The 22,467-nt window shown below is 43.8% G+C and carries 22 protein-coding genes; 8 read left to right on the top strand and 14 right to left on the bottom strand.

Annotation, left to right across the window (positions count from 1 at the left end; all coding sequences use genetic code 11):
- Nucleotides 1–50: 50 nt before the first annotated feature.
- The 10 genes from RUMAL_RS21515 to RUMAL_RS19800 all read right to left on the bottom strand — a co-directional run bounded on the left by RUMAL_RS21515 (nt 51) and on the right by RUMAL_RS19800 (nt 8,646).
- Nucleotides 51–938 (bottom strand): fibronectin type III domain-containing protein, encoded by an 888-nt coding sequence (locus tag RUMAL_RS21515; RefSeq protein ID WP_013483851.1) that lies wholly within the window; start codon nt 936–938, stop codon nt 51–53.
- 9 nt (nt 939–947) lie between these two features.
- Nucleotides 948–1,343 (bottom strand): PrgI family protein, encoded by a 396-nt coding sequence (locus tag RUMAL_RS19765; RefSeq protein ID WP_013483852.1) that lies wholly within the window; start codon nt 1,341–1,343, stop codon nt 948–950.
- Nucleotides 1,321–1,449: a hypothetical protein gene (locus tag RUMAL_RS22780; protein ID WP_013483853.1), complete on the bottom strand. Its 129-nt coding sequence runs from the start codon at nt 1,447–1,449 to the stop codon at nt 1,321–1,323. The genes RUMAL_RS19765 and RUMAL_RS22780 overlap by 23 nt, the downstream gene beginning before the upstream one ends.
- A gap of 111 nt (nt 1,450–1,560) precedes the next feature.
- Nucleotides 1,561–2,358 (bottom strand): hypothetical protein, encoded by a 798-nt coding sequence (locus RUMAL_RS19770; RefSeq protein ID WP_013483854.1) that lies wholly within the window; start codon nt 2,356–2,358, stop codon nt 1,561–1,563.
- 35 nt (nt 2,359–2,393) lie between these two features.
- On the bottom strand, nt 2,394–2,834 hold the full coding sequence (locus RUMAL_RS21100; RefSeq protein ID WP_154662917.1) for a hypothetical protein: 441 nt from the start codon (nt 2,832–2,834) through the stop codon (nt 2,394–2,396).
- Nucleotides 2,821–5,016 carry a VirD4-like conjugal transfer protein, CD1115 family gene (locus RUMAL_RS19780; protein ID WP_154662918.1) on the bottom strand — a complete coding sequence of 732 codons (2,196 nt, stop codon included), beginning with the start codon at nt 5,014–5,016 and terminating at the stop codon, nt 2,821–2,823. The genes RUMAL_RS21100 and RUMAL_RS19780 overlap by 14 nt, the downstream gene beginning before the upstream one ends.
- A 71-nt stretch (nt 5,017–5,087) precedes the next feature.
- Complete coding sequence (locus tag RUMAL_RS19785) at nt 5,088–6,455, bottom strand: DUF3801 domain-containing protein (RefSeq protein ID WP_013483857.1); 1,368 nt, start codon at nt 6,453–6,455, stop codon at nt 5,088–5,090.
- Nucleotides 6,456–6,591: 136 nt separating this feature from the next.
- A complete protein-coding gene (locus RUMAL_RS19790) occupies nt 6,592–7,320 on the bottom strand; it encodes a hypothetical protein (RefSeq protein ID WP_013483858.1) in 729 nt (242 codons plus the stop codon).
- 395 nt (nt 7,321–7,715) lie between these two features.
- Nucleotides 7,716–7,934: a hypothetical protein gene (locus tag RUMAL_RS19795; protein ID WP_013483859.1), complete on the bottom strand. Its 219-nt coding sequence runs from the start codon at nt 7,932–7,934 to the stop codon at nt 7,716–7,718.
- Entirely contained in the window at nt 7,924–8,646 is a 723-nt protein-coding gene (locus RUMAL_RS19800) for an ImmA/IrrE family metallo-endopeptidase (RefSeq protein ID WP_013483860.1), read from the bottom strand. Before RUMAL_RS19800 ends, RUMAL_RS19795 begins: the two co-directional genes overlap by 11 nt.
- Before the next feature lie 316 nt (nt 8,647–8,962).
- Here RUMAL_RS19800 and RUMAL_RS19805 point away from each other — a divergent pair, with 316 nt between their 5' ends.
- The 7 genes from RUMAL_RS19805 (at nt 8,963) to RUMAL_RS19835 (ending at nt 14,456) form a co-directional block, all read left to right on the top strand.
- Nucleotides 8,963–9,361: a helix-turn-helix domain-containing protein gene (locus tag RUMAL_RS19805; RefSeq protein WP_013483861.1), complete on the top strand. Its 399-nt coding sequence runs from the start codon at nt 8,963–8,965 to the stop codon at nt 9,359–9,361.
- Nucleotides 9,362–9,382: 21 nt separating this feature from the next.
- Nucleotides 9,383–9,880, top strand: a complete 498-nt coding sequence (locus RUMAL_RS19810) for an ImmA/IrrE family metallo-endopeptidase (RefSeq protein ID WP_013483862.1) — start codon at nt 9,383–9,385, stop codon at nt 9,878–9,880.
- A gap of 27 nt (nt 9,881–9,907) precedes the next feature.
- Nucleotides 9,908–11,173: a Y-family DNA polymerase gene (locus RUMAL_RS19815; RefSeq protein ID WP_013483863.1), complete on the top strand. Its 1,266-nt coding sequence runs from the start codon at nt 9,908–9,910 to the stop codon at nt 11,171–11,173.
- The gene (locus RUMAL_RS19820; protein ID WP_013483864.1) at nt 11,166–11,501 is read left to right on the top strand and encodes a YolD-like family protein; all 336 of its coding nucleotides are present in this window, start codon (nt 11,166–11,168) and stop codon (nt 11,499–11,501) included. The genes RUMAL_RS19815 and RUMAL_RS19820 overlap by 8 nt, the downstream gene beginning before the upstream one ends.
- A gap of 17 nt (nt 11,502–11,518) precedes the next feature.
- Nucleotides 11,519–12,328 (top strand): hypothetical protein, encoded by an 810-nt coding sequence (locus RUMAL_RS19825; protein WP_013483865.1) that lies wholly within the window; start codon nt 11,519–11,521, stop codon nt 12,326–12,328.
- 184 nt (nt 12,329–12,512) lie between these two features.
- Nucleotides 12,513–12,875, top strand: coding sequence for a hypothetical protein (locus RUMAL_RS19830; protein WP_013483866.1), 363 nt, complete (start codon nt 12,513–12,515; stop codon nt 12,873–12,875).
- An 84-nt stretch (nt 12,876–12,959) separates the two neighbouring features.
- On the top strand, nt 12,960–14,456 hold the full coding sequence (locus RUMAL_RS19835; RefSeq protein WP_013483867.1) for a restriction endonuclease subunit S: 1,497 nt from the start codon (nt 12,960–12,962) through the stop codon (nt 14,454–14,456).
- Nucleotides 14,457–14,492: 36 nt separating this feature from the next.
- On the opposite strand, the gene RUMAL_RS19840 is transcribed toward RUMAL_RS19835, so the two are convergent.
- Nucleotides 14,493–15,299: a tyrosine-type recombinase/integrase gene (locus RUMAL_RS19840; RefSeq protein WP_013483868.1), complete on the bottom strand. Its 807-nt coding sequence runs from the start codon at nt 15,297–15,299 to the stop codon at nt 14,493–14,495.
- A gap of 42 nt (nt 15,300–15,341) precedes the next feature.
- On the opposite strand from RUMAL_RS19840, the gene RUMAL_RS19845 reads away from it, so the two are divergent.
- The gene (locus RUMAL_RS19845) at nt 15,342–15,971 is read left to right on the top strand and encodes a restriction endonuclease subunit S (RefSeq protein ID WP_242843421.1); all 630 of its coding nucleotides are present in this window, start codon (nt 15,342–15,344) and stop codon (nt 15,969–15,971) included.
- Here RUMAL_RS19845 and RUMAL_RS19850 read toward each other — a convergent pair.
- Genes RUMAL_RS19850 through hsdR form a run of 3 tightly spaced genes read right to left on the bottom strand, consistent with a single transcriptional unit; the run spans nt 15,964 to nt 22,261 of the window.
- Complete coding sequence (locus RUMAL_RS19850; RefSeq protein WP_013483869.1) at nt 15,964–17,574, bottom strand: restriction endonuclease subunit S; 1,611 nt, start codon at nt 17,572–17,574, stop codon at nt 15,964–15,966. The two genes, RUMAL_RS19845 and RUMAL_RS19850, sit on opposite strands and share 8 nt — an antisense overlap.
- Nucleotides 17,574–19,004, bottom strand: coding sequence for a type I restriction-modification system subunit M (locus RUMAL_RS19855; RefSeq protein WP_013483870.1), 1,431 nt, complete (start codon nt 19,002–19,004; stop codon nt 17,574–17,576). Before RUMAL_RS19855 ends, RUMAL_RS19850 begins: the two co-directional genes overlap by 1 nt.
- A complete protein-coding gene (hsdR, locus tag RUMAL_RS19860; protein ID WP_013483871.1) occupies nt 19,001–22,261 on the bottom strand; it encodes a type I restriction-modification system endonuclease in 3,261 nt (1,086 codons plus the stop codon). Before hsdR ends, RUMAL_RS19855 begins: the two co-directional genes overlap by 4 nt.
- Nucleotides 22,262–22,467: the final 206 nt, after the last annotated feature.

The raw sequence follows: 22,467 nt of genomic DNA on the forward strand, positions 1-22,467 counted from the left end.
GTTTCCGCCCTCGAACTGTCATTGTTAGTAGGAATCTCTATCGCCCCCTATTAGTATTCGACAGGCTCACCATAATTGATCTTCTTGATACTCTGTATGTTGCTGCTCAGATCAAGACCGTACCAATTATAGTAGCCCCATGAACCGCTGTAAGCCACACACCCCGGCAGGCTTGCGTCGTCATAGATAAATTCTATGATACATTTTCCGTTGCCCTCGCCGCCGAACCAGTGCCACTTGCCTTCGCCGTCATCTGCCCAGCCCTTGCTGTCGCACTGTTTGACGGTGAACTGTGTCCCGTCCTCCATACAAACGAGATAACGATCCCCGTCAAGCCCGAAGTGCAGACCCATAGCAACACAGTAATCTCCGTATTCATCACGGCGGATACCGGTATGCGTCACGGGGTCGGGGATAGAGCCGTAAATAGCTCCCGACGCAGGTTGTGCCGTCAAGCCGCTGGCTCTCTCGCCCGCCATTGCCGAGGTCCAGCCGTCTATATGCTCAAATTCCCATATAACCTCAACGGTTTCAGTTTCAGCCTTTACGGTCTGACCCTTCAGCTTGGTTGACTTATCTTCGTTTTCTTTCAGTTCGGGGGTCACAGTTATCTCATACTCAGTGCCTTCTCGGAGCCCGTTTATGTAGCACATATCGTTGCCCCGGAACTCGAAGTACATATTATCGGCGTACTCGCCGGCGGTCTCGGTGCTGCACTCAACATAATAGTCGCGGTCTTTCTCGGCGTTCCATGTCACCTTGATGGTGGACACGGAAATGTTGCTTGCTTTCAGATCGGTAACAGCAACTATTGGCGTAGGCTCCTTTATGGGCTTGGGTTCTGCCTTCGGCACATCTGCCGCCTGTGAGGACACCGCCACTGCTCCTGCCATTATCATTCGTATAATGTGATTTACGAGCGGTTCAATACTTAACATTTTGCCTCCTTACTTTTTCCTGAAAAGCCGCTTCTTCCGGGACTTCTTTTCCTCTGTTTCAGTGATAAGCTCCTCGGTCATGTATCCGTTTCTCAGCTCCATAAAGGGCGGTTCATACGAATATATCCTTTGCTGCGGAGAGGTATAGAATCTTATGATCTCCAGTGCGAACTGCTCAAACGCCATATCGTTATACCGGAAAAATCCCGTAAACATTAGCGGAACAGCTATGAGGATAACGACCCACGAAACAGCCTCCTGCGGCAGAAATCTGTTGCCGAAAATGTATATCGGCACACAGATGAGCAGCGCTATTGCCGTACAAATACACTGCCGCAGCGTCAGTCCGAAAAACAGCTTTTCACGATAGTTCTTTATTTCTTTAGGAATACGGATCTCTATCATAGGCATACACCTCGTAGAAATAGTCATTCAGCCGCACAAGTACGCAGATGGTGTATATTATCCCCGCAGCACCCGCGAACACGGCAGCCCAACTCATGAACTGCATCTCTTATCTCCCCCTTACCCTGCGCACGATAAATGCGCCTACTGTCCCGACAGCGATGACCGCTGCGGAAACAATTATCTTCTTGACCATTCACATCACCTACCCTCTGTACTAACCACATCCGATAGCTTGACGCGCCCATTGCCCCGATTTCGCAACACCCAGAGCCAATGACAGCGCTACTATTGTTATTCCTACCTTGTCCGAGCCTCCCATCAGGTCAATGACCTGCGAGAAGGAATAGAACATCAGCACCACTACTAACCCTTGCAGGCAGACAGCGGCATAGTACTTCAGGAAAGCCTTTGCGCTGTCGTGCCAGCCCTCTGCCGCGAATGTAGCAAGCGGTATAGGGGAAACGGCGGTGTAGACAACTATCTCGAAAATACGCCCGATAAGTATAAGGTTTATCACCCAGCAGGCACCCATGAGAATGAGAAAGGTAGGCATGACCTCTAAGTATTTTACAAGGTAGTTCAGATTCATGAACCCCTCCTCGGCGGGCTCGCTGAGGATAGCATCCGTTTCAAAGCTTGATAAGAAACCATAGCTTTCTTCAACGAGCCCTGCCGCAAGTCCATTGAAACTGTTGTAGATTATCCCCATCAAAGCGCTCGCATTCTGTACGATGACCTTAGCGAGAATAAATCTGAAAAATACCTTGAAGACCTGTTCGTATGATTGTAACTTCAAAAGCATAGCCTCGTTGCAAAGCTGCATTGCGAAAAACAGCGATACAAGCACAAGAGCCACGCCCTCAACAGCCGACATCGCCGTGCTTACGGCGGTTATCGAGCTGTTAAAAGGAGATATCGTGAGGGTCTCCATTGCGGTGTCGAAGGCGTTGTTTATCATGCAAAGCCAGTCGTACACCCAATCCTCGACGGTTTCCCATTCAATAAAACTCATGTGTCACCACCCCATTTCGACAAGAGAAAGGGAGCTTACATGGTGAACATATCGTAAGCCTTAGCGACCGCGAACACGATGAAGCCTGATGCCAGACACATAAGACCTCTTGTCTTGCCGTCTGCCGAATCGTCCTTGAAGCCGAGTGCAAACTGGATAGCACCGATAAAGCCGATAACAAGACCGATACGGGCTACCCAGTCAACGATGAACTGAACGACCGTGTTAAAAGTCTCAACACCGTCACCGCCGCCTCCTTCGCCCTCAGCAAATGCTGTGATACCGAAAAGCGAAGTCATCATCATGACCGCCATAAAGCCCATAGAGATCCTGCGCACAGCTCGCTCACGCTTTCTGTCACGCTGCTCGACTGTCAGTTCACTGTTTCTTGTAAAATCCTCTTTGAAGGCGGTCTTTATCTCAGCCGCCTTGTTACGAATCCACTTCGTAGTAACCATCTCCTTAAAATTCATCATAATTATCAAGGTAATCATTTGCATTCACACAAATGTAGTCCTTATCATTTTCCATTTCCGGCTCTGTTGTCACAACAGTATCCTCGTCATCAAGGCTTGCCGGCTCCGGTTTTCCGTTCTTCGGCTTTTTCGGGATATTTGCAAGCCTTTTGGCTGCTTCCATTTCGGCTATCCTGCTGTGAGGCTGCTCCGAATCGACCGATATATCCTCGACATGACAATCAAGCTCTTTTTCTTCATTATTATTTTCGGGGGCTGATTCATGTTCGGTATTATCATCGGCTTCATTATCTTCCGCAGGCTCACTGTGCAAGTCCTCATCATCGGTTTCCGCCGCCTGACCGAATTTCACGGTCATGACATCTTTTACAAGATAAGCGTTATCGCCGTTGAAATCCTCCAGCAGCTTGTAATTCGGGTGCTTTTCGATCTTGAACTTATTGCAGAAAAACGGGAAAATACCTCTGACGAACAGGATACATTCGTTATCCTTCATCGTTTTCAGCTCATCAACTGTCATAAGCTCGCGTCCGAGAATACCGTCATTTTCCGATGTCGAACCCTGCCGTCCGCGTGTGCGGTTATGCGACCTTGTATCTATTGTTTCTTTTCCGAGTGTCTTTGAAATATGCTCTAATGTAGTCGGCTCCTGACCGCCCAAAAACAGCAGGCTGTCGCAGTTACCAAGTACATTCTCCCAGCTGTCCTTGTACATCTTTTTGAGCTGAGAAAGGTTCTGGATTATGACGTTAGCGGATATTTCCATAGAACGCATAGTTGCCAAAAGCTCCTCAAAGCGCGGAATTTGACCAAGATTTGCGAACTCATCGAGCAGACAGCGCACATGAACGGGCAGCCGCCCGCCGTACTTGAAATTCGCTCTGTCGTACAGCACATCAAAAAGCTGAGTGTACATCATAGCCGCCAGAAAATTGAACGTATCGTCCGAGCTTGGTATAATGATAAACATCGCCACGGGCTTATCGCCTATCGTTTCAAGGTGGATATTATCGCAGCTCGTTAAGTCCATTACTTCGGGGATATTGAATGCCTGCAAGCGCACCGCCGTCGATATTAGAATCGACTTTGCCGTATCTCCCGCCGCCTTTTTGAAATCCTTGTAGTATTTGATACACATATACTCATGGGGCTGCTTGTCTTTTTTGGCAAGATCAATAAGGTTTAAATCCTTGACCCTCTTATCAATTTTTCCTGCCTCCTCGGTATATTTATCGGGATTTTCAAGCGCGTCGAAGATCAGATCGAGATCGGACATATATGCATCATCGCCCTCTTTGACTTCAGCCTTTTTCAGCAGCTTCATGACTTCGGAAAAGTTTTGGCGGCTTTTGTCCTCGCATTCTACAAGGTAGAAGCAAAGTGCAGCCAGCAGGGCTTTTGTGCTGTCATCCCAGAACTGGTCGCCCCCGCTATTTTCCTTAGATGTGTTCTTCATCAGCACGTTTACCATTTTAATAACGGCGGTAGCGCTGTAATGCCCGTCCACATCATAGATGTACTCAAAGGGATTGTAGTTATTGGAGTGCGCCATATCTATCAGATTAAAAACTCTGATGTCATATCCGTAATGCTCCAACATCTTTCCGGTTGACCGCAGCAGCTCACCCTTCGGGTCGGTACAGACATAAGAGGTGTTTGCCTGCATGAGATTTGGCTTGACGTAGAATCGGGACTTACCGCTGCCCGAACCGCCTATGACCATCACATTCAGGTTTTTCCTCGTCTGCCTTGTGTTCAGCGACATTTTTACTTCGTTTGTCAGAACCACGTTATTATCAATGGTGTAGGTCTTATCTTTCTTTTTCCAGAATTTCAAACGCTCGAAGAAATTATGCACCTTGACCTTGAACGGCAGCTTTTGTTTCTTGGGCTTGTCCAGCAGGCTCTTGACCTCTTTCGAGTTTGCCCACCTTGCCGAGCCGTGTTCCTCACCTTTGCGGTGAAACTTCTTTTTGCTTGTGTACTTATTCAGCGCATACAGACCTATCCCAAAAGCTGCAAACATAGGTATCTTTGCAGCATAACCGCCAGCCTTCACAAGCTCGAAAACAAGGTGAGTATCCTTCAATGTACTATCCAAAGATTTGGACAGCATATCTAAATCTACCTTTTCCCTATCATCAGCAGCTATATCCATACAGGCACCTACCGCTGCCAACATATACACCGTAAATCCCGCAAGAGCCGAATAGATACTGACCGTTAAAAAATCAAGTTTCTTAGGCTCGCGGCTTATTTTCTCGACCCCCTGTTCTTTGTCTTGTTTGTAAGCGGGTTGGTAGGCTTTGGCAATTTTGCCTTGACCCTCTGGAGCGTGTTCATCGAAACGCTCTGTTTCTTTGCTTTGTTGAAGATCTTTTCAGCCTTGCTCCTGCTTATTCCGAACTTGTCCGTCAGCTGTTTTATTGCCGAATCCTTATCCGTCAGATCAAGCCGCAGCACAGTATTTCCGCCCGTGACCGTAAAGCTGTTCTGAGATTCACGCTCTATGACGAAATTCTTGAAATTCAGCATTACAGCCTTTTCTGCAAATCCGAGCTTTTCAGCCTTTGCCAAAATAGCGGCAATGGTCTCGTTATCATTGACCTTCAAGTAATCGCGGATATTCCGTTCCACGTCCTCGCGCCTGATACTTGCCGCTGACAGCACGACAAAATTGCCCTCGCTGTCGGTAATAGTAAGATGCGGCGCTTTCTCGTTTTTGAACTTCATTCTCGCAAAGGAAAACTTCTCAGTGAGGATATTGTCATCATCAAGCTTTATATCCTTTTCAAAGTAATCCATTTGCTCGACCGTTCGGGAGCTGCTGTAATAGAACTTCTTCTGTTCATCGGTCAGCCTGCCCGCAAGGACATTTGCGACCTCCGCTGCCTTGAACGGCTCGAAGCCCATACGCTCATTCAGCATTCGTTCCAGCCTTGCTTTCGTACAGAAGTTCATGGTCAGCTTTTTACCGTCGTTCATATCGGTAATGACGATCTTAGGCTTGCCCTTTTCCTTTACGACCTCCACCGATATTTTCGATAGTTCCGCCTGCATTTTTCTGTAATTCACAAGCGCCCGGTCTATCTGCTTTTCGTAAGCCGCATTGAAGATACACTTAACACCGTCCTGCGATTCCATGAAATTCACGGGAATATCGTGGTCGGCGCAGTACATCTGAAAGCCCTCGACATTAGCCTTATCAAAGGTTATCATCTTTTCGGCTTGCTCCGGCGGTCCCTGCGCCTTCATAGCATGGATATCCTTTACGATATTATCAAGCGTAGGCTTGTCCTTTAGGTTGAAGAACACGGACAAGGTGTTTTCCTTGCCCTTTTCTTGAATACCGGCAACAGGTATCCCAAGCTTCTTGGCTCTTTTTGCAAGTTCCTTGAAGTCCTCCTTGCTGTACGACGGCAGCATACCTATCTCGCCGCCCGATTTCAGCTTCTTCAAACTGACATCGCCGCGATACTCCTTGGCTTTCTTGACCTTCGGTCCCTTCTGCCGTTCTTTGTCGATGTTTATCTTGATTATTTCCAGAATTATCTCGTTAGCCTTCGAGATAAGATCCGTTGTAACAGTAACACCGGCACTTGCGACGTCATCTCCGTGCATATTTTCACCACTCCTTTCATGATAGGATGATCGCTGTTAAGAGTGACTTGCCTGTCTTGCCCTCTCATAAGTTAGGGGTCGGGAAGCCGTTTTTTTGAGGTCGGACAGAGCAAGTTCTCTTTTTTGCACAAACGAATTACAGTCCGAAGTATTCTCTGCCGGCATTTTTGACAATAGACTTGATCTTTTCGACCGACTCCCATGCGGAGTGAGTGCTTATGCCCTCGTGCTTTGCAATCATGGTCGGGGTCTGTGCATAGCAGAGATACATCACGGCTCTGTTGGTCAGTATCTCGCCGTAGGGCTTGAACAGTTCTCTGACGGTGATGAGCAGTTCGATCTTTCTGGTATTATCCTCCTGATACATACCGTTCATCTCACCTCTCGCCACTTCCTCGAAGCCCTTTCCGTCACGCTTTTTTCTCAGCTTTTCCTTTTCGTAATTATCCTCGCTTCTGTATTTTGCAAGCTGCATACAGATCTTGTTGGATACCTCAATAAAATCGGGACAGTCTCTGTAATCCTCCATAAGATCACAGAGCTTTACAAGCACCGTCTTGCGGCTGTTTACATGGTTGAGCTGGCTTACATACGTTTCGGGAGTAACATACACCCATGTTTCTTTCTTGCACAGGTGCGGATAAAATCTCCTGATGTCCATCTTTACCGCATCATCACTCTCGCTCACAAGCGAAGACATAAGCTCCTTGTAGCGGCAGAGGTCATTATACGCCTCCAGACCCACGTCAAAATACTCCACGCCCGAAATGTCCTCGGGGAAGTATTCCTTAACAGCGATCCTCATGGTCACGCTGCTCTTGCTGCCGTTTTCCTTATTGCCGATAACCTTTACATTCTTATTCATGATAAAATTCCTCCGTTTTGATAATTGTTTTGATTGATTTTTGTTAAATTCAAATTCAAAACGGAGATCATGGATATTTAGCTGTAAGGCACAGCCATTTTGCCGATAAAAACACGAAAAGCCCCTTTCCCGCACACAAATGCCGGAAAGGGGCTATCTAACACAGTACAAAATCGAGCACAAAAAAAGCGCTGCACAAAACGACCGAATAAGCCTGCGTACATGAGTACAGATATACTCATATACCGGTTTTTCGGTCAGATTTTGTACGGCGCTTGGTAGTCCGCAGTTTTTAAGCTGCGCCTCCGCTAAGACGGGTTTCTCTCCCGCCCCAATTATGCACGATTAGAAATCTTAGTCTATATCCAATTGTAATTATTGATTATGTGGTATTCTCAGAAATACCTCTTTGCTGTCCTGAAATACGCAAGATTTATCGCAAAAATGCGCTTGCACTTGGGACACTTTATATTCATATGTCCGGTGCAGTCGGAATAAACGCTCTGCACCTTGTAATTGCACTTTGGGCATTTGATGAACCTCTCGTTCAGCCCTGCCGCGTCTATTTCCATAGAGGAAATAGAAAGATATTTATACATAGCCTCAGTGGTCACTCGCAGCACCTCCGAGGAAAAAGCCTCCCGTAAGCTCTTTTATGTTATGCTTTTCGAGCATATTCAGATGCTTCAGACGGATAATAAGTGCGCTCATGGATACCTGCATGAAATCGGCGATCTCACGGAGCTTGTTCTGCGTTTCTCTGTCAAAGGTATCATTACCGTAAACACATATAGGCTGATCCTCCATTACCGAGCGGCAGGTGTTTCTCACAAGTCTTCTCGGCATGAGGAGCGCGGCAGCACCTCTGTCTGCCTGAAGCTCCCTTTTATCCATGAGAGTTTTGAGTTCTGCGACAGAACACTTCTTTTCCATGCTGAACTCGGTACGGTATGCCGCAATAGGGGTTCCGTTATTAAAAACGGTTTCAAGATGATGATACACCTCATGAGCCAGCGTAAAGCGACGTTTATGTTTCTTTTCGTCTACCTTAAGTTCATCAGCGATAAGAATGTTAAATGCAGGGAAGGTCACGCTCCTCGGTCCTTCTTTAGTCATAACGTTTACCGGAGTTTCTCCGTCGGAATAGAAACCGAGCCTTTTTTCATCTTCCTCATTACAGAAGGAAACATATCTGAGCGTCAGTCCGATAGACCTTGCAAAGCCTGCAATGTCAACGGGCTGGTACGAATAGTAAAGTCCCGCAAAATCCTTGATAAGCTGTTCGCAGATCTCGTCCTGCGCTCTCGGTGATAAATAGTAGTTCATGTTTCTTTACTCCTTTCACTTTACCTGATACGTTGATATATTTTCATCAGCTCCCGCGACCGGGGCTTGCACGTTTGCTGTGATATGAATTATATCACTTCAAAAGCACAATGTCAAGCGCATTTCAACAAATTTTGAAATTTTGTAAGTTTGCACCGAAAAGCGCATTTCAAATGCGTAAAAGTCACAAAAATAGATAAATCGTCGCATTTACTCGGATTTGCTATTGACAAATGCACTTTTTTGTGTTATCTTAAATATACCAAAGTGCGCTTTATAACATTTTGGTTGAGCGCAAATAAACGGAGGTAATATTATGACTTTTGGTGAAAAATTAAAAAATCTGCGCATTTCAATAGATAAGACGCAGGGAGAAGCAGCAGACGGAATAGGCATTTCAAGGAGAGCTTTGCAGCAGTATGAAATGGGCGAAACTATCCCGAGATTTGACAGGATCTATGAACAGGCAGCAAAATACTATAATGTCCCCGTAGAGTTTTTAAAGAACGAATCCGAAGATGATTTTAAGAAGTGCGCAGAATACGGTTACGGTGCCAAAGGAAAAAAGCAGGCTGAGGAGCTTGCAAACGAGATTGCCGGACTTTTTGCGGGCGGCGAGCTTTCCGAGGAAGATGCCGACAAGATCATGAAGGTCATGGAAGAAGCATACTGGGAAATAAAGATAAGAAAAAAGAATAAAGACAACAATACATGATGTTCCGGAGGTATTCAAACATTGGAAAGTATCTATGCTCTTGTTATGCAAATTATTTTGACATATATGACGAGAGACCCCTTTGAGATAGCAGAAAGTCTGGGGATACTCGTAAAAGAAGCAGACATGGGTAATCAGCAGGGCTTTTTCAGATATATTGATGGTGTTCCCTGCATTTTCATTTCATCACGATTAAATGTTTTTCAGCGGCTGATAGTGTGTGCTCATGAGCTTGGACACTATTATCTTCATTCGGAAATAGCAAAGGAAAAAGTGCTCCGGGAGTTTGGATTGTTCAACATGAAAAACATAGTTGAAAATGAAGCTAACGTTTTCGCCGCGGAGCTGCTCATTGACGAAGATGAGTTACTGGAAAAGTTTGAAGAAGGCTATACCATATTTCAAGCTGCAAGTGCTTTGGGCTACAGCAGCAATCTCATATATATAAAGCTAAGAGAAATGAACAGACGAGGCTATAATTTCGATTTATCATGGGGAAATCGTGAACTGTTCAATTGATGATAGTTTGATCTATGAAGGGAGGGAGTGCAATGGCAGAACAATGCTATATGTGCGTGGATCTGTCGAAGTTTTTTCGCAAGTGCAGAATGTGTAGCCAGGAATCTTGACCCGAATACGACCGACCTTGTAGTTGCCGACGAATCGAGAGGCAAGGGCGCTATCTGCCTTGCTGTATCTCCCGCTATTCATAAAAAGGGTGTTAAGAACCGCTGCCGCCTTTATGAGATACCCGACAACCTCGACTACATCATTGCAAAGCCACGAATGAGAATGTACATGAACATCTCGGCTCATATCTACGGCATTTACAAGAAGTTCGTAGCCCCCGAGGACGTTTATCCTTATTCCATCGACGAGGTTTTTCTGAATGCCGGTCCATATCTTTCGTTATACAAGATGACCCCGAAAGAGTTTGCTAATGCGATAATGGACAAGATAATGGAAGAAACGGGCATCACCGCGACCGCAGGTATCGGCACGAATATGTTTCTTGCGAAAGTTGCGCTTGACATAACGGCGAAGCACGTTCCCAATCACATAGGCGTTCTTGACGAGGACACCTTTATTGCGACTGTTCAGAAGCACCGCCCCATAACCGACATCTGGGGTATAGGCAGAGGAACAGCGCAGCGGCTGGAGCGTTTCGGAGTATTTGACCTTGAAGGGATAACCCATATTCCCGAAGCAACCATGTACCGAACCTTCGGTAAGAACGCCGAAATATTGATAGACCACGCATACGGTCGGGAGCCATGTACACTTGCCGACGTTCAGAATTATCAGTCAAAAACACGTTCTTTGTCAAACAGTCAGGTACTTTTCAAAGATTATTCACATTCAGGTGCTCGGCTCATACTGAAAGAAATGGTGGACAGCCTTACGAACGAGCTTGTGGGACAGGCTATGTACACTAATCACGTTTCACTGTATATTCGTTACAGTAATGACGTTATAGCCCCTACGGGTGGCTCAAAGAAACTGGAACAGCACACCAATTCCTACAAGGATATTTCAGAGATGATGCTGAAAATATACGACAGCACCACAAACAAAGGATACAGTATCCGTCAGATCGGTATCAGCTATGGTGATCTCGTTTACGAGCACTGTGAGCAGCTGTCGTTTTTCAAGGACGACGTTAAGGCACAAAAGGAGCAACAGCTTCTTCATGCGGTTTCGGTCTTAAAGGACAGGTTCGGCAAAAACTCCGTTCTGCGAGGAATGAGCTTGCAGGAGGACGCTACGGCAATGATACGAAATACACTTGTAGGAGGTCACAGCGGTGGATAGAGCAGAACGAGCGAAGATTTTTATGCCTTTCGCCAGTCTGAAAGGCTACTATGACCTTATCCTCGCACAAGAGGACGGACAAGAGGTCAAACGGCAGGTGGACGATGAAACCGCCGCAAAGATCTCCGACAAGCTGAACCGTATCAATAAAGGCAGCAGCATCAAGGTCGAGTATTTTGAGTGCGGCAACTACATCACAGAAAAAGGCAAGGTCAGCCGTATTGATTACTCGTACAAGTTCCTTGTGGTGAACGAACAGAAGATATGGTTTGATGATATTATGGATATTGATGACTATGTTCCCTATGGACGGGAAACGTGGCTGTAGAAAGGAAGGAATACAACATGGGTTATTTATTTACAACAAGCAAGGATATTAATGATCTGGATATATACAAGTTCGATACCATTATGGCAACAGACGAGGAGGTCGAAATAGCAAGACTGTTTCTTCTCTCCGAATTTGATGATGACTTTGTCAGAATGGAGAAGAATTATTCCGAAGAAGCGGCGTCCTATGTATATAGGAGAACGCTTGTAACATTTCTAAGATATGTTCAGGAGTGGATGAACATAGCCGTGTATCCCGGCTTAATGGGGCAGGAGCACAGACCCTCTGCCGGGGAGGAAGCCGTAATGGTTATAGTTACAAGGTCTATTTTACCGGAAATGGTATCGGATTATTTAGAGGGAAAAAGTTCCTCACAGGGCTACACTATATATCAGATGTCCGACGAAGATGTTTTAAGCATTCGTGAAGAGTTTACAGGGAAAGAAGCTACGATCAATGAAGATGATCTGATAGCCATCGGCTCCGACGCATTTCATGTCATTGACTACGAAAGCGTCCTCCCTGTCAAAGTAACCGACCGCAAAGGATTTCTATTCTTCTGCGAAGATAGTGAGGGAGAAGACTATGTTGTACCTTTCCACCGGCTCTTCCGAACCGAGGAAGAAGCTGACAGACTGGTTGCGGAAAGGAATGAACGCCGTAATAGTGCGATTGAACAATATCATCTTCTTGATTTTACCGATGATAAGAAATTACAGCATGATCGGAAAATAGCGCTTGAATGGCTGCATTATAACCATGATATACCCGAGTTGCTGGCTTATAGGCTCAACAAAGGTATTAAACTGACAACAGCCGTATAAGAATAAGAACCGACATCTGAGTTCACTGATTAGGCTTGATTATATATTGGATGCCGGTGACTACGTTCCAAATGGTCTGAAAAGCGGATATAAAGCCTGCTTCTAAAATGGACTTGCATTATGAGATAAACTATGGTATAATCTATATAACGGTTGTTACTATAAAAACGAGGAGACTTCATCAATGGACGACAGCAATAATATTGGAATCAGAATCGTAACGCTATTTGATATACTTGTATCAATATTTGTCGGAATAAAGTGCATACCCTCCGGCGTTCATATCCTGCTGAGAATACTCATTATTTTCGCCATATTCTTTGCAGCTTTCTTTATAATGAACATAAAAAAGTTCGGCATCGGCTTGATTGCCATTGTCGCCCTAAGCTTATTGTTCACATGGGTCGCAAACGGGATCATTATTGCACCTAAAGTGGAAGATACGGTATGGAAATGGGTACTAAGAGCCTGCGCTTTTCTGATCTGCTTTCTCGGACACATTAAGCTTACTGTTTGGGACGAGGAGATCAAGGACAGATTTTTTTGATTAAAAAACCTGCCTCAGCATCTGCGATGATGTTGGGATAGGTTTTCCTTTCGTTTACTATATATACCAACATAATGGAGATAAATGTGGCTTATATTATTTTGCCATGATAATCACATCATGGCATTATGTTTGTTGGCAAGCTCCTTTGTCAATGAACTTCCAATGGCAAATTCATATTATGATAGTTTGCATTATGAGAAGTTCCCCGATGGTTCGGTGAAGTGCATCGAAGATGAGATACCGTTTGAGCTGCCGGAGGGGTGGCGTTGGGATAGGCTTGGTAATGTATCAATCATTGCAAGAGGTGGTTCACCACGTCCAATAGAATCGTATATAACAGACGATGAAAACGGTATAAATTGGATTAAAATCGGTGATACAGAAAAGGACGGAAAATATATATTTAAGACGAAAGAAAAAATAAAACCTGAAGGATTATCCAAATCACGTTATGTTGAATCAGGCGATTTTCTTCTTACTAACTCCATGAGTTTTGGCAGACCATATATATTGAGAACTGATGGCTGTATTCATGACGGTTGGCTTGTAATCGGAAATATAGATACCGTATTTAATCAGGATTTCCTCTACTATGCACTTAGTTCGGATTTTATGTATCAAACTCTATCGTTGTTAGCAGCAGGATCTACCGTGAAAAATTTGAAATCTGATACTGTTAAATCGGTTCTATTCCCTATACCACCTATGCGGGAACAAAAACGGATAGCAGAAAAACTTGATTCTTTAATATCATTCGTTATCAAAATAGAATCTGACAAAACAGACCTCCAAACCACCATACAGCTCACTAAATCAAAAATCCTCGACCTCGCTATCAGAGGCAAGCTCGTTCCGCAGAATCCTGATGATGAGCCTGCAAGCGTTCTCCTTGAACGTATCAGAGCTGAGAAAGAGGAGCTTATCAAACAGGGCAAGATTAAGCGTGATAAGAAGGAATCCGTTATCTTCCGAGGTGATGATAACTCTTATTATGAAACTATCGGAAGTGAAACCACCAATATTGATGATAAGATACCGTTTGATTTGCCTGATGGTTGGTCATTTGAAAGATTGTGTAATATAGCATCATTTTCAGGAGGTAAAACTCCATCAACCTCAAAAGATGAATACTGGGGTAATGATTATTTTTGGATCACTTCAAAAGATATGAAAAGTAAGTATATTGATTCTTCTCAAATCAGTTTAAGTGAAAAAGGCGCAGAAATAATGCAGATAATAGCCCCCGATACGCTTTTGTTAGTTGCAAGAAGCGGTATCTTACGTCACACTCTCCCTGTTGCTATTCTAAAAAGACAGGCTACTATCAATCAAGACATTAAAGCAATTTCAATATATAATACCTCTCTTGTTGAGTTTATATACACCTTCTTAAAGGGTATGGAAAACTCTATACTGCTGAGATACACTAAATCAGGCACAACTGTTGAGAATATCAATTTTGATGAATTTAAGAGTATTGTCATTCCTATACCACCATTAAACGAACAAAAAAGAATAGCCGACAAAGTTAGTCAGCTATTCTCCCTGCTTGATTCCATAGCGGAAAATGTGAATTGATATATCAGCCGTTCTCAGCCGAGGACGGCTATTTAATCACCATGTAACGATCTTATCCACGATAGCCTGCTGTTCGCTTGCGGTCTTACGCAGATAGATACGGGTAGTTTCAATGCTCTCATGCCCCATAAGATCGGCAAGCAGAGCGATGTCATTATACTTCTCCAAAAAGTTCTTTGCATAACGGTGACGGAAAGAGTGCGGATACACTACCTTTTTATCAAGCCCGTACTTTTCGGCGTAGTTTTTGAGCTGTTGAGATATGCCCCTTGCTGTAATACGCTCACCAAAGCGATTAAGAAACAGGTAGCCAGATGTACGCTCCTGAGTTTTGAGCCATTCAAGTGTTTCATTGCGGAGCTTCTTCGGAATATACAGCCTGCGGAGCTTACCACCCTTAGAATAGAGATCAAAATAGCCCGTTTCAACGTGTTCAATCTTAATGCGAATCAGCTCACTCACTCTCGCACCCGTAGCACAAAGATACCATACAACGAAGTACCATTCCATAATGCCGTCCTTTTTGAGCGACTTTTTCAAAAATTTGTAGTCTGCATTGCTGATTACATTTTCAAGGAAGTTCTTCTGCTGCACCTTGACTGCCTTGATGCGAAGCGACTCCTTACCGAGATACACAAGATACTTGTTCATAGCCTGAATACGGAGATTTACGGTCTTAGGCTTGAAATTCTCCATAAGATAGCCCTTGTAGGCAAGCAGGTTCTCCTTAGTGATACCATCATAGTGTTCCTCGAAATACTTTACCGTCCAGAGATAGACCTCTATCGTGTTTGCCGAGAGATTGGTCTTTTTCAGGAACGCTTCAAATGTGCTGTCTGTCATTTACTTCTACTCCTTTTTATACTGAATTTGGTGCGAAATTCCTTGTATAATCATTATACCAAAAGAGTAGAAGTCTCTTATTATGAGAAGATCGGTGATACCGTCACTTGTATTGACGAGGAACTGCCGTTTGATATTCCCGAAAATTGGGCGTGGATACGACTTTCAAGTGCTTGCATTATCAATCCAAAGAACAATATAAGCGATGATACTCTTGTATCTTTTGTGCCTATGACGCTGATTCAGGACGGATATGCCAATCAGTTTACGTTTGAGCAGAGGAAATGGGGCGAGGTTAAAAAAGGTTTTACCCATTTTGCTGAAAATGACGTAGGCTTCGCCAAAATAACACCTTGCTTTGAAAACCGCAAATCTGTTGTATTCCGTGGTTTGTGCAATGGATACGGTGCAGGAACAACGGAACTATATATTCTGAGAACATTTCCTGATACTATTATGCCTGAATACATACTATATATCGTAAAGACGGAGAGTTTCTTGGTAGGTGGTAAACAAACCTGTGCAGGCGTTGTAGGTCAACAACGAATAAGCAAGGACTATGTTTGCGATTACTTAGTCCCTGTACCTCCGCTGAATGAACAGGTACGAATAATAAATAAATGCACCGAGATCATGACAATGCTTCATAATATAGAAAAGAGCCTCAGCTGAGGCTCTTTTCTATATTGGTCATGATTTCAAATGCTGCTGTGATAATCTCAATGATACGTTCCTGTTCTGCATAAGGCGGTAGAGCCACTATCAGGTTCTTCAATGTCAATGGCTTTAACTCCTTTTGATTGGTTGAGCCTTCACCGAGCTTTTCAAGTTCATGCTGATGTGCTTTCAAAAAATGGTAAATATATTCTGCACTTATTTCATTATTAGTTCTTATAACAGTAACGTGAGAATCAGGCACGACAGGCATTTCACGTCTATTATCGGTTCTTCTATATATGCCGACTCTACCGAGAGTTCCTGTGCCTGTTGAGTTTATTACTGTATCCTTATCCTGCATATATTCATCATCAGGATACTTTACAAGCGTGGATTCATCAAGATACAGAGCTAAGTCCATATTGATACCGTCATATTTGGTATTACATTTTTGAGCGAACACAAGCGTACCACTGCTTTCGGTGTATTTAGGAGATTTTCCACGCTTTATTTCCTTTTGACAGCACGTTTGAAGCCGTACCCACGCCCACCCGTCGGGCAGTTCAAACGGCAACTCCTCGTCAATACAAGTGACGGTATCACCGATCTTCTCATAATAAGAGTTATCATCACCTTTGAAGATGACAGATTCCTTCTTATCACGTTTGATTTTGCCCTGTTTGATAAGCTCCTCTTTCTCAGCTCTGATACGGTCAAGGAGAACACTCGCAGGCTCATCATCAGGATTCTGCGGTACGAGCTTGCCCCTGATAGCGAGGTCAAGGATTTTAGATTTGGTGAGCTGTATGGTGGTTTGTAGGTCTGTTTTGTCGGATTCTATATTATCCGCAAAAGAAAGTAGTTGCTCTAATTTAGCTGCTATTCGATTTTGCTCGTTAATGGGAGCAACAGGAATCAAGGTTGTGCGAATGTGTTCCAAATGAAGATTAGGAACGCCAATCCCTTTAAGCGAAGAATTGAAATAGTTTTGTATGGTTGAACTTGCTATTGTTGATAGCAAGTATTCAGGAGAGATTATATACCCTATGATTCTAAGTAAAGCCAAACTTACATAGATGTCAAATACACAATCCCTATTAACTATTGCAGCAACACCCGTTGTTCCGTTTTTAGCAAGAAGAATGTCATTCTTTTGTGGTGCTAATCTTGCATACAGTTCATTATGGAGGGATTCAGGAATATACATTATATTGTCCCAATCAATATGTCCAGATGTGACATTTTTTGAAGATAAGAATATGAAGCCCTCATCGCTGTATGTTGGAGTTTTATGAGTGCCGTCGGTAATTGGTTCACATATAGACTGTAATCTTGCCCATTCCCACCCCTCCGGCAGATCATAGGGTATCTCATCTTCAATGCACTTTACCGTGCCGTCGGGCATCTTCTCATAATGCAAATTATCATCACCGAGGAATATAACAGTATCGTTCTTTATATCCTTAGCTTTCAGCTTGCCGTCCTTGACCATCTGCTGTTTTTCGGCTCTGATACGCTCCAACAGCACAGAAGCAGGCTCATCGTTCGGATCTTGCGGAACGAGCTTGCCCCTGATCGCAAGGTCAAGGATTTTCTGTCTTAATGCTTTTGTATCCATTATTCATCTACCTCGCCGATAAGACTTTCAAGCTGAGCTACGGCACTTGCGATATTCTCCGATTTTGTCTTTATCGTTTCAAGAAGCTCAGTCAGCGTATAATCATCGCTTGTATTCGCTGACTTAATCCAGCTTATATCAAGGCTTGTCTTATCTCGCTCTAAAATATCCTCATATGAGTATCTGCGCCATCTGCCGTTCGGATTCTCCTCACTCCATGTTTCCTGTCTTGCGGAAATATCCTCAGCATGATAGCACTCTACAAATTCATCAAAGTGACTTTCTTTCAGTGGATTGGTCTTGCCGAAGGACGGCATTTCGGAACGGAGATCGTATATCCATACTTCCTTAGTGTTGCCCTTATCCGCAGTACCCCTTGTGAAGAAAAGCACATTGGTCTTTACACCCTGGGCATAGAAAATACCCGTAGGCAGACGCAGGATCGTATGCAGATTGCATTTTTTCATAAGGTCACGGCGTATCTTTTCACCGTCACCGTCAGCAAAAAGCACGTTATCAGGCAGAACAACGGCAGCACGAGCATGACCTGACTGATTCAGGCTTCTGTAAATATGCTGTAAGAAATTGAGCTGTTTATTGCTTGTGGGGAAAGTAAGGTCATCACGGGTAGCACGTTCACCGCCTTTTTTCGTGCCAAACGGCGGATTCGTCAGTACAACGTCAAAACCTTTCATCTGCTTGCCGTAATTGGAAAGCGTATCACCGAGATAGATCGGACCGCTAATGTCGTGAAGCATAGCGTTCATAAGGGCAAGCCTATGGGTATCATGAACAAGCTCACAGCCCGAAAATGCTTGTGTACGCTGAAATTCCTGCTCATCAACCGACAAATCGAACAGATCGTCGGTCTGTTCCTTAACGTAGTGATCGGCAGCAATCATAAATCCGAAAGTACCGCAGGCAGGATCGTTACAGCGTTCTCCCGCCTTCGGAGCAATCAGCCTTGTCATAACATTGATAAGAACACGGGGCGTGAAATACTGTCCTGCACCGGACTTCTTTTCGGTAGCATTCTTCTCTAACAGTCCTTCATAAAGGTTGCCCAAGCCTTCTTCCTTTGCACTGTACCAGTCAAACTGGTCAATAGTGGTGATGATTTTTTCAAGATTCTTAGGCTCGTCAATGTTAGTCTGTGCGCCTTGATAAATCTCACGCACACGACCTTGACAGTTCTCTCCGAGGTGTTCCAAAAGCTCTTTATAGAACTTCTTCAACTCAATACCTTGCTTTGAAAGCAGCTTATCCCAACGATATTCTTCGGGAATAGCCTTTTCGGTATCGGTTTCCTTGCACATCTTCAAAAACAGTATATAGGTAAGCTCCGTAACATACTGCTGATAGGTGATACCGTCATCACGCAGTACGTTACACAGATTCCAGAGCTTTGCGACAATTTCCTGATTATTCAAGCTACGATTCCTCCATCGTCATATAAGTATTGGTTCAGTTCCATAATAACCTCATGGAGCTGTCCCTCAAATCGGCGGTCAATGCCTTTGAATCCGCCATTATTCTTGAAAGCACCCTGTTCAAACATCTGCTCATCAAGCACAGCTTCTTCAAGCATGACCTTCTCTATACGTTTCAGCCAGTCAAGCTGAACCTTGTTAAACTTGTGGTTCTGTCTCAGCTTTGCAAAGGCATTTTTTACCCTTGTTTCATGACTTATCAGCGCCGAGCCAATAGCCTGCTGCCGAACAAATGCGATAATATCCGCAACAATATCTTCGTTTGTCATTTCATTCCAAGCTGTATTAAGCTGTTTTTCCGTGAAATCATGACGGTCAAGCTCCATTTTCAGCTCTTTGAGAGTAGCCCTTGTCAACTCAGAGGGGCGAGTGCATACGATTTTGAGTGCATTTATTTCATTAAGGTTCTCCACAACAAATTTTCTGAATGCTTCAATATAGTCTTCGGGTTTGCTTGCCTTGCCGTAACCTCTTTCATGTGATACGACCTCATCATCATGATCGTCTATTACAACTGGACGCTTTCTATGTGTTCTGTCTTTATCAAGCACAGCAAATGCCTCCGAGCATTCCAAAGCTCTCTTTGTGGAGTCGGCAACTTTGCCGTCATTCAGCTCTTTTGCAAAAGCATTAAGGTCTTTACCGCCTGTCAGGTATATAAATTGCTCAAGAGCTTTTGCACTGATCTTACGGCTTTTCCTTTGCAGTTTGGCAATAATCAAACTGAGCTGATATGCCTGTTTGTCCTTCTCAACAACTCTCAAACCGTTAAGTAAGTCCTCAAAGGTAGTCTGGGGATTTGGTGTAACAGGCTTCATATTGCTTACAGGCTCTAAGGTTTCATAGACACCTACGGGATCATAGATCTCGAAGTGGTCTTTGTCTATCTTACTGCACAATCTCGTAGCTCTGCCGAGCATCTGCTCAAACAGGATACGGGACTTGATACGACGCATAAATACAAGATTGACGATCTCAGGCACATCAATACCTGTTGTCAGCAGGTCAACAGTAACAACAACCTTTGGATAGGCTTCATTCTTAAACTGCCGTATCGCTTCAAGTATCTTCTTTTTATTGCCACCCTCTATGCTTCCGGTGATTTTCTTGACTACATCGTTATCAATACCGTATTTCGAGTAAATATCTTTCAGTATCTTTACGATAAGGTCAGCATGATCGTCATCGACCGCATAGATAAGCGTTTTGCCCTCACCGTCAGGATTGAAGTCCATAGCGATTTCATTAAACACGGCTAAATTGAACTTCTCAGTAATTACGTCCTTATTGAATTTGTCTATTTCAAACTTCATATCGTCCTCAAGCTCATCGCTGTTGAGGACTTCGCCCGTGTTCGGATCGTAGATTGCGAGCGTTTCACCCTTTTTGTATTCAATGCCGTTATCACGGAGCTTAGTGTGAATATCATGCGGAGCATCGTGATCGACAAGATAACCGTCAATGACAGCTTCTCTGTAAGAGTATGTAAACACGGGCTTTCCGAAAATCTCTGTTGTATGCAGAGCAGGAGTAGCCGTGAGAGCAACCTTGACAGCATCGAAATACTCTATAACAGTACGATATTTGCTGATATAATCTTCCTGATTACGATACAGCATTTCATCATCGCTCAATTCTTTGTCGAGCGTATAACCTCTATGCGCTTCATCAACAACAATCAGGTCATAGTCAGAAACAGAGGGCATTGTGCCATCTTCGTTGTATATCAGGCGTTTTACAAGGCTCTGGACAGTAGCTATATGTATCTTTGTTTCCTTATCAATCTCTTTTTCGTCAAGACCTTTGATATTATATATCTCGTCGAGAGTCATTAAATCCTCTATCTTGACTTCCTTGAATACATCGGCTGCCTGTTCACCGAGCGCAGTTCTGTCCACAAGGAACAGAATACGTCTGAAACGGTTGCTCTTGATAAAGCGGTATATCATTCCGAGGATTGTTCTGGTCTTACCGGTTCCCGTAGCCATAGACAGCAACGCTGTTTTCTTACCATCAATGATAGCATTCTCAGCAGCTTCAATAGCTCTTATCTGATATTCACGCAGATTCAGTCCATCTGGATCACGCAGTAAATCGTATGGGGTATTCTGCAACGTCTGATTAGCAGAAGCAATATCCTTATCGAGCATTTCCATAAGACCGTCAGGGCTAAACCAACCTTGCAGAGCCTTTGGAGTATTCGCACCGTCACGCAGATCAAGAAACCATATTCCGGATTTCAGCTCTATCTGTTTCAGATACTTTCTGCCATTAGTAGCAAACACAAACGGAACTTTATAGCCGTTCCAATCTTTGATAACATAATCGCTATGCTCCGATTTTATCATACGGGCATAGTCTTTGCACTGATAGTCTATTACAGACGGAATATCTATACTTGCTTTCTTTGCTTCAATAATAGCAACAAGTTTAAGCCCCACAAAGAGAGCATAGTCCGCATAACCACCCTTAGTTACCGTAGAATCAGTCGGAAACTCAGCGATAGCAAGGTTACGTCCCTTTTGTGGTCTGGTTCCCTTAGAATAGCGAAGATTGTTTGTATCAACCTCCCAGCCGTACTTTCTGAGCTGATCATCAATGATAATGCGTGTTTCAGCTTCTGAAAGTTCCATTGCTTCTGTAACTTCTGCTGACTTGTCGGCTCTTTCTTTTGAAGTTGATCCGTCGGTAGCTGTTACAACAGGTTCAGCCTTAGCAGCTTTCGCAAGCTGTTCCTCTAAGCCTTTGATTATGCTTTCATAGTCAGGGATAGGCTCATTCTGGGGCATAACAAAATCAGGTGCTTTGAAGCTGTAATCACCATACACCTCCATAAACCACACAGCAAGCCTGAATGCCATTCTGAGCAAAGATTTAGCGGTATCAACCGAATCCTCATACTTATGAACAGCGTCATTACGCTTCATTCTGAGAGAATACAGTATATCATCGATTCTTCCACCACGATCAATAAGCCCCTCACGTTTCAGGATTTTTATTCTATTGGCGTGAGTATTATCGTAATCAGGCTCGTCAAGCCCCTCGTTCGCAAATATCTCCTGTACAAGACGTTCAGCAAACATTCCGAGCTTATAAATACACGCATTAGGATCGTTATAGAGATAGCTTTCAGCAGTTTTTCCGATTTTAGCAAGAGTTCCCCAATACTTGCTCAAAAAATCAAAATTAGATTTCATGACGAATCACCTCCATCATAAAGTAACTTCCCATAATACCGTACTATGAGAACTTATTATCTATTCTATTATACCACAATTTGCACAATTAGTCAATTGTCATACAGCGAAAAAAATATAGTTTCACACCGAGCTGATTGATTCATAAGTATCTGAAACAAGCTATAGATCATAGATATTAGATTATTCCATTCATCGCTACATCA

This window comes from Ruminococcus albus 7 = DSM 20455 (genome assembly GCF_000179635.2).
Taxonomy (GTDB): domain Bacteria; phylum Bacillota; class Clostridia; order Oscillospirales; family Ruminococcaceae; genus Hominimerdicola; species Hominimerdicola alba.

Bases quoted from the DNA above. Each gene is read 5' to 3' on its own strand.
- hsdR (WP_013483871.1), bottom strand. From the start codon at position 22,261: ATGAAATCTAATTTTGATTTTTTGAGCAAGTATTGGGGAACTCTTGCT.
- RUMAL_RS19825 (WP_013483865.1), top strand. From the start codon at position 11,519: ATGGGTTATTTATTTACAACAAGCAAGGATATTAATGATCTGGATATA.
- RUMAL_RS19830 (WP_013483866.1), top strand. From the start codon at position 12,513: ATGGACGACAGCAATAATATTGGAATCAGAATCGTAACGCTATTTGAT.
- RUMAL_RS19770 (WP_013483854.1), bottom strand. From the start codon at position 2,358: ATGAGTTTTATTGAATGGGAAACCGTCGAGGATTGGGTGTACGACTGG.
- RUMAL_RS19850 (WP_013483869.1), bottom strand. From the start codon at position 17,574: ATGGATACAAAAGCATTAAGACAGAAAATCCTTGACCTTGCGATCAGG.
- RUMAL_RS21100 (WP_154662917.1), bottom strand. From the start codon at position 2,834: ATGATGAATTTTAAGGAGATGGTTACTACGAAGTGGATTCGTAACAAG.
- RUMAL_RS19790 (WP_013483858.1), bottom strand. From the start codon at position 7,320: ATGAATAAGAATGTAAAGGTTATCGGCAATAAGGAAAACGGCAGCAAG.
- RUMAL_RS21515 (WP_013483851.1), bottom strand. From the start codon at position 938: ATGTTAAGTATTGAACCGCTCGTAAATCACATTATACGAATGATAATG.
- RUMAL_RS19780 (WP_154662918.1), bottom strand. From the start codon at position 5,016: ATGTTGGCAGCGGTAGGTGCCTGTATGGATATAGCTGCTGATGATAGG.
- RUMAL_RS19785 (WP_013483857.1), bottom strand. From the start codon at position 6,455: ATGCACGGAGATGACGTCGCAAGTGCCGGTGTTACTGTTACAACGGAT.
- RUMAL_RS22780 (WP_013483853.1), bottom strand. From the start codon at position 1,449: ATGCAGTTCATGAGTTGGGCTGCCGTGTTCGCGGGTGCTGCGGGGATA.
- RUMAL_RS19765 (WP_013483852.1), bottom strand. From the start codon at position 1,343: ATGATAGAGATCCGTATTCCTAAAGAAATAAAGAACTATCGTGAAAAG.
- RUMAL_RS19840 (WP_013483868.1), bottom strand. From the start codon at position 15,299: ATGACAGACAGCACATTTGAAGCGTTCCTGAAAAAGACCAATCTCTCG.
- RUMAL_RS19835 (WP_013483867.1), top strand. From the start codon at position 12,960: ATGTGGCTTATATTATTTTGCCATGATAATCACATCATGGCATTATGT.
- RUMAL_RS19805 (WP_013483861.1), top strand. From the start codon at position 8,963: ATGACTTTTGGTGAAAAATTAAAAAATCTGCGCATTTCAATAGATAAG.
- RUMAL_RS19800 (WP_013483860.1), bottom strand. From the start codon at position 8,646: ATGAACTACTATTTATCACCGAGAGCGCAGGACGAGATCTGCGAACAG.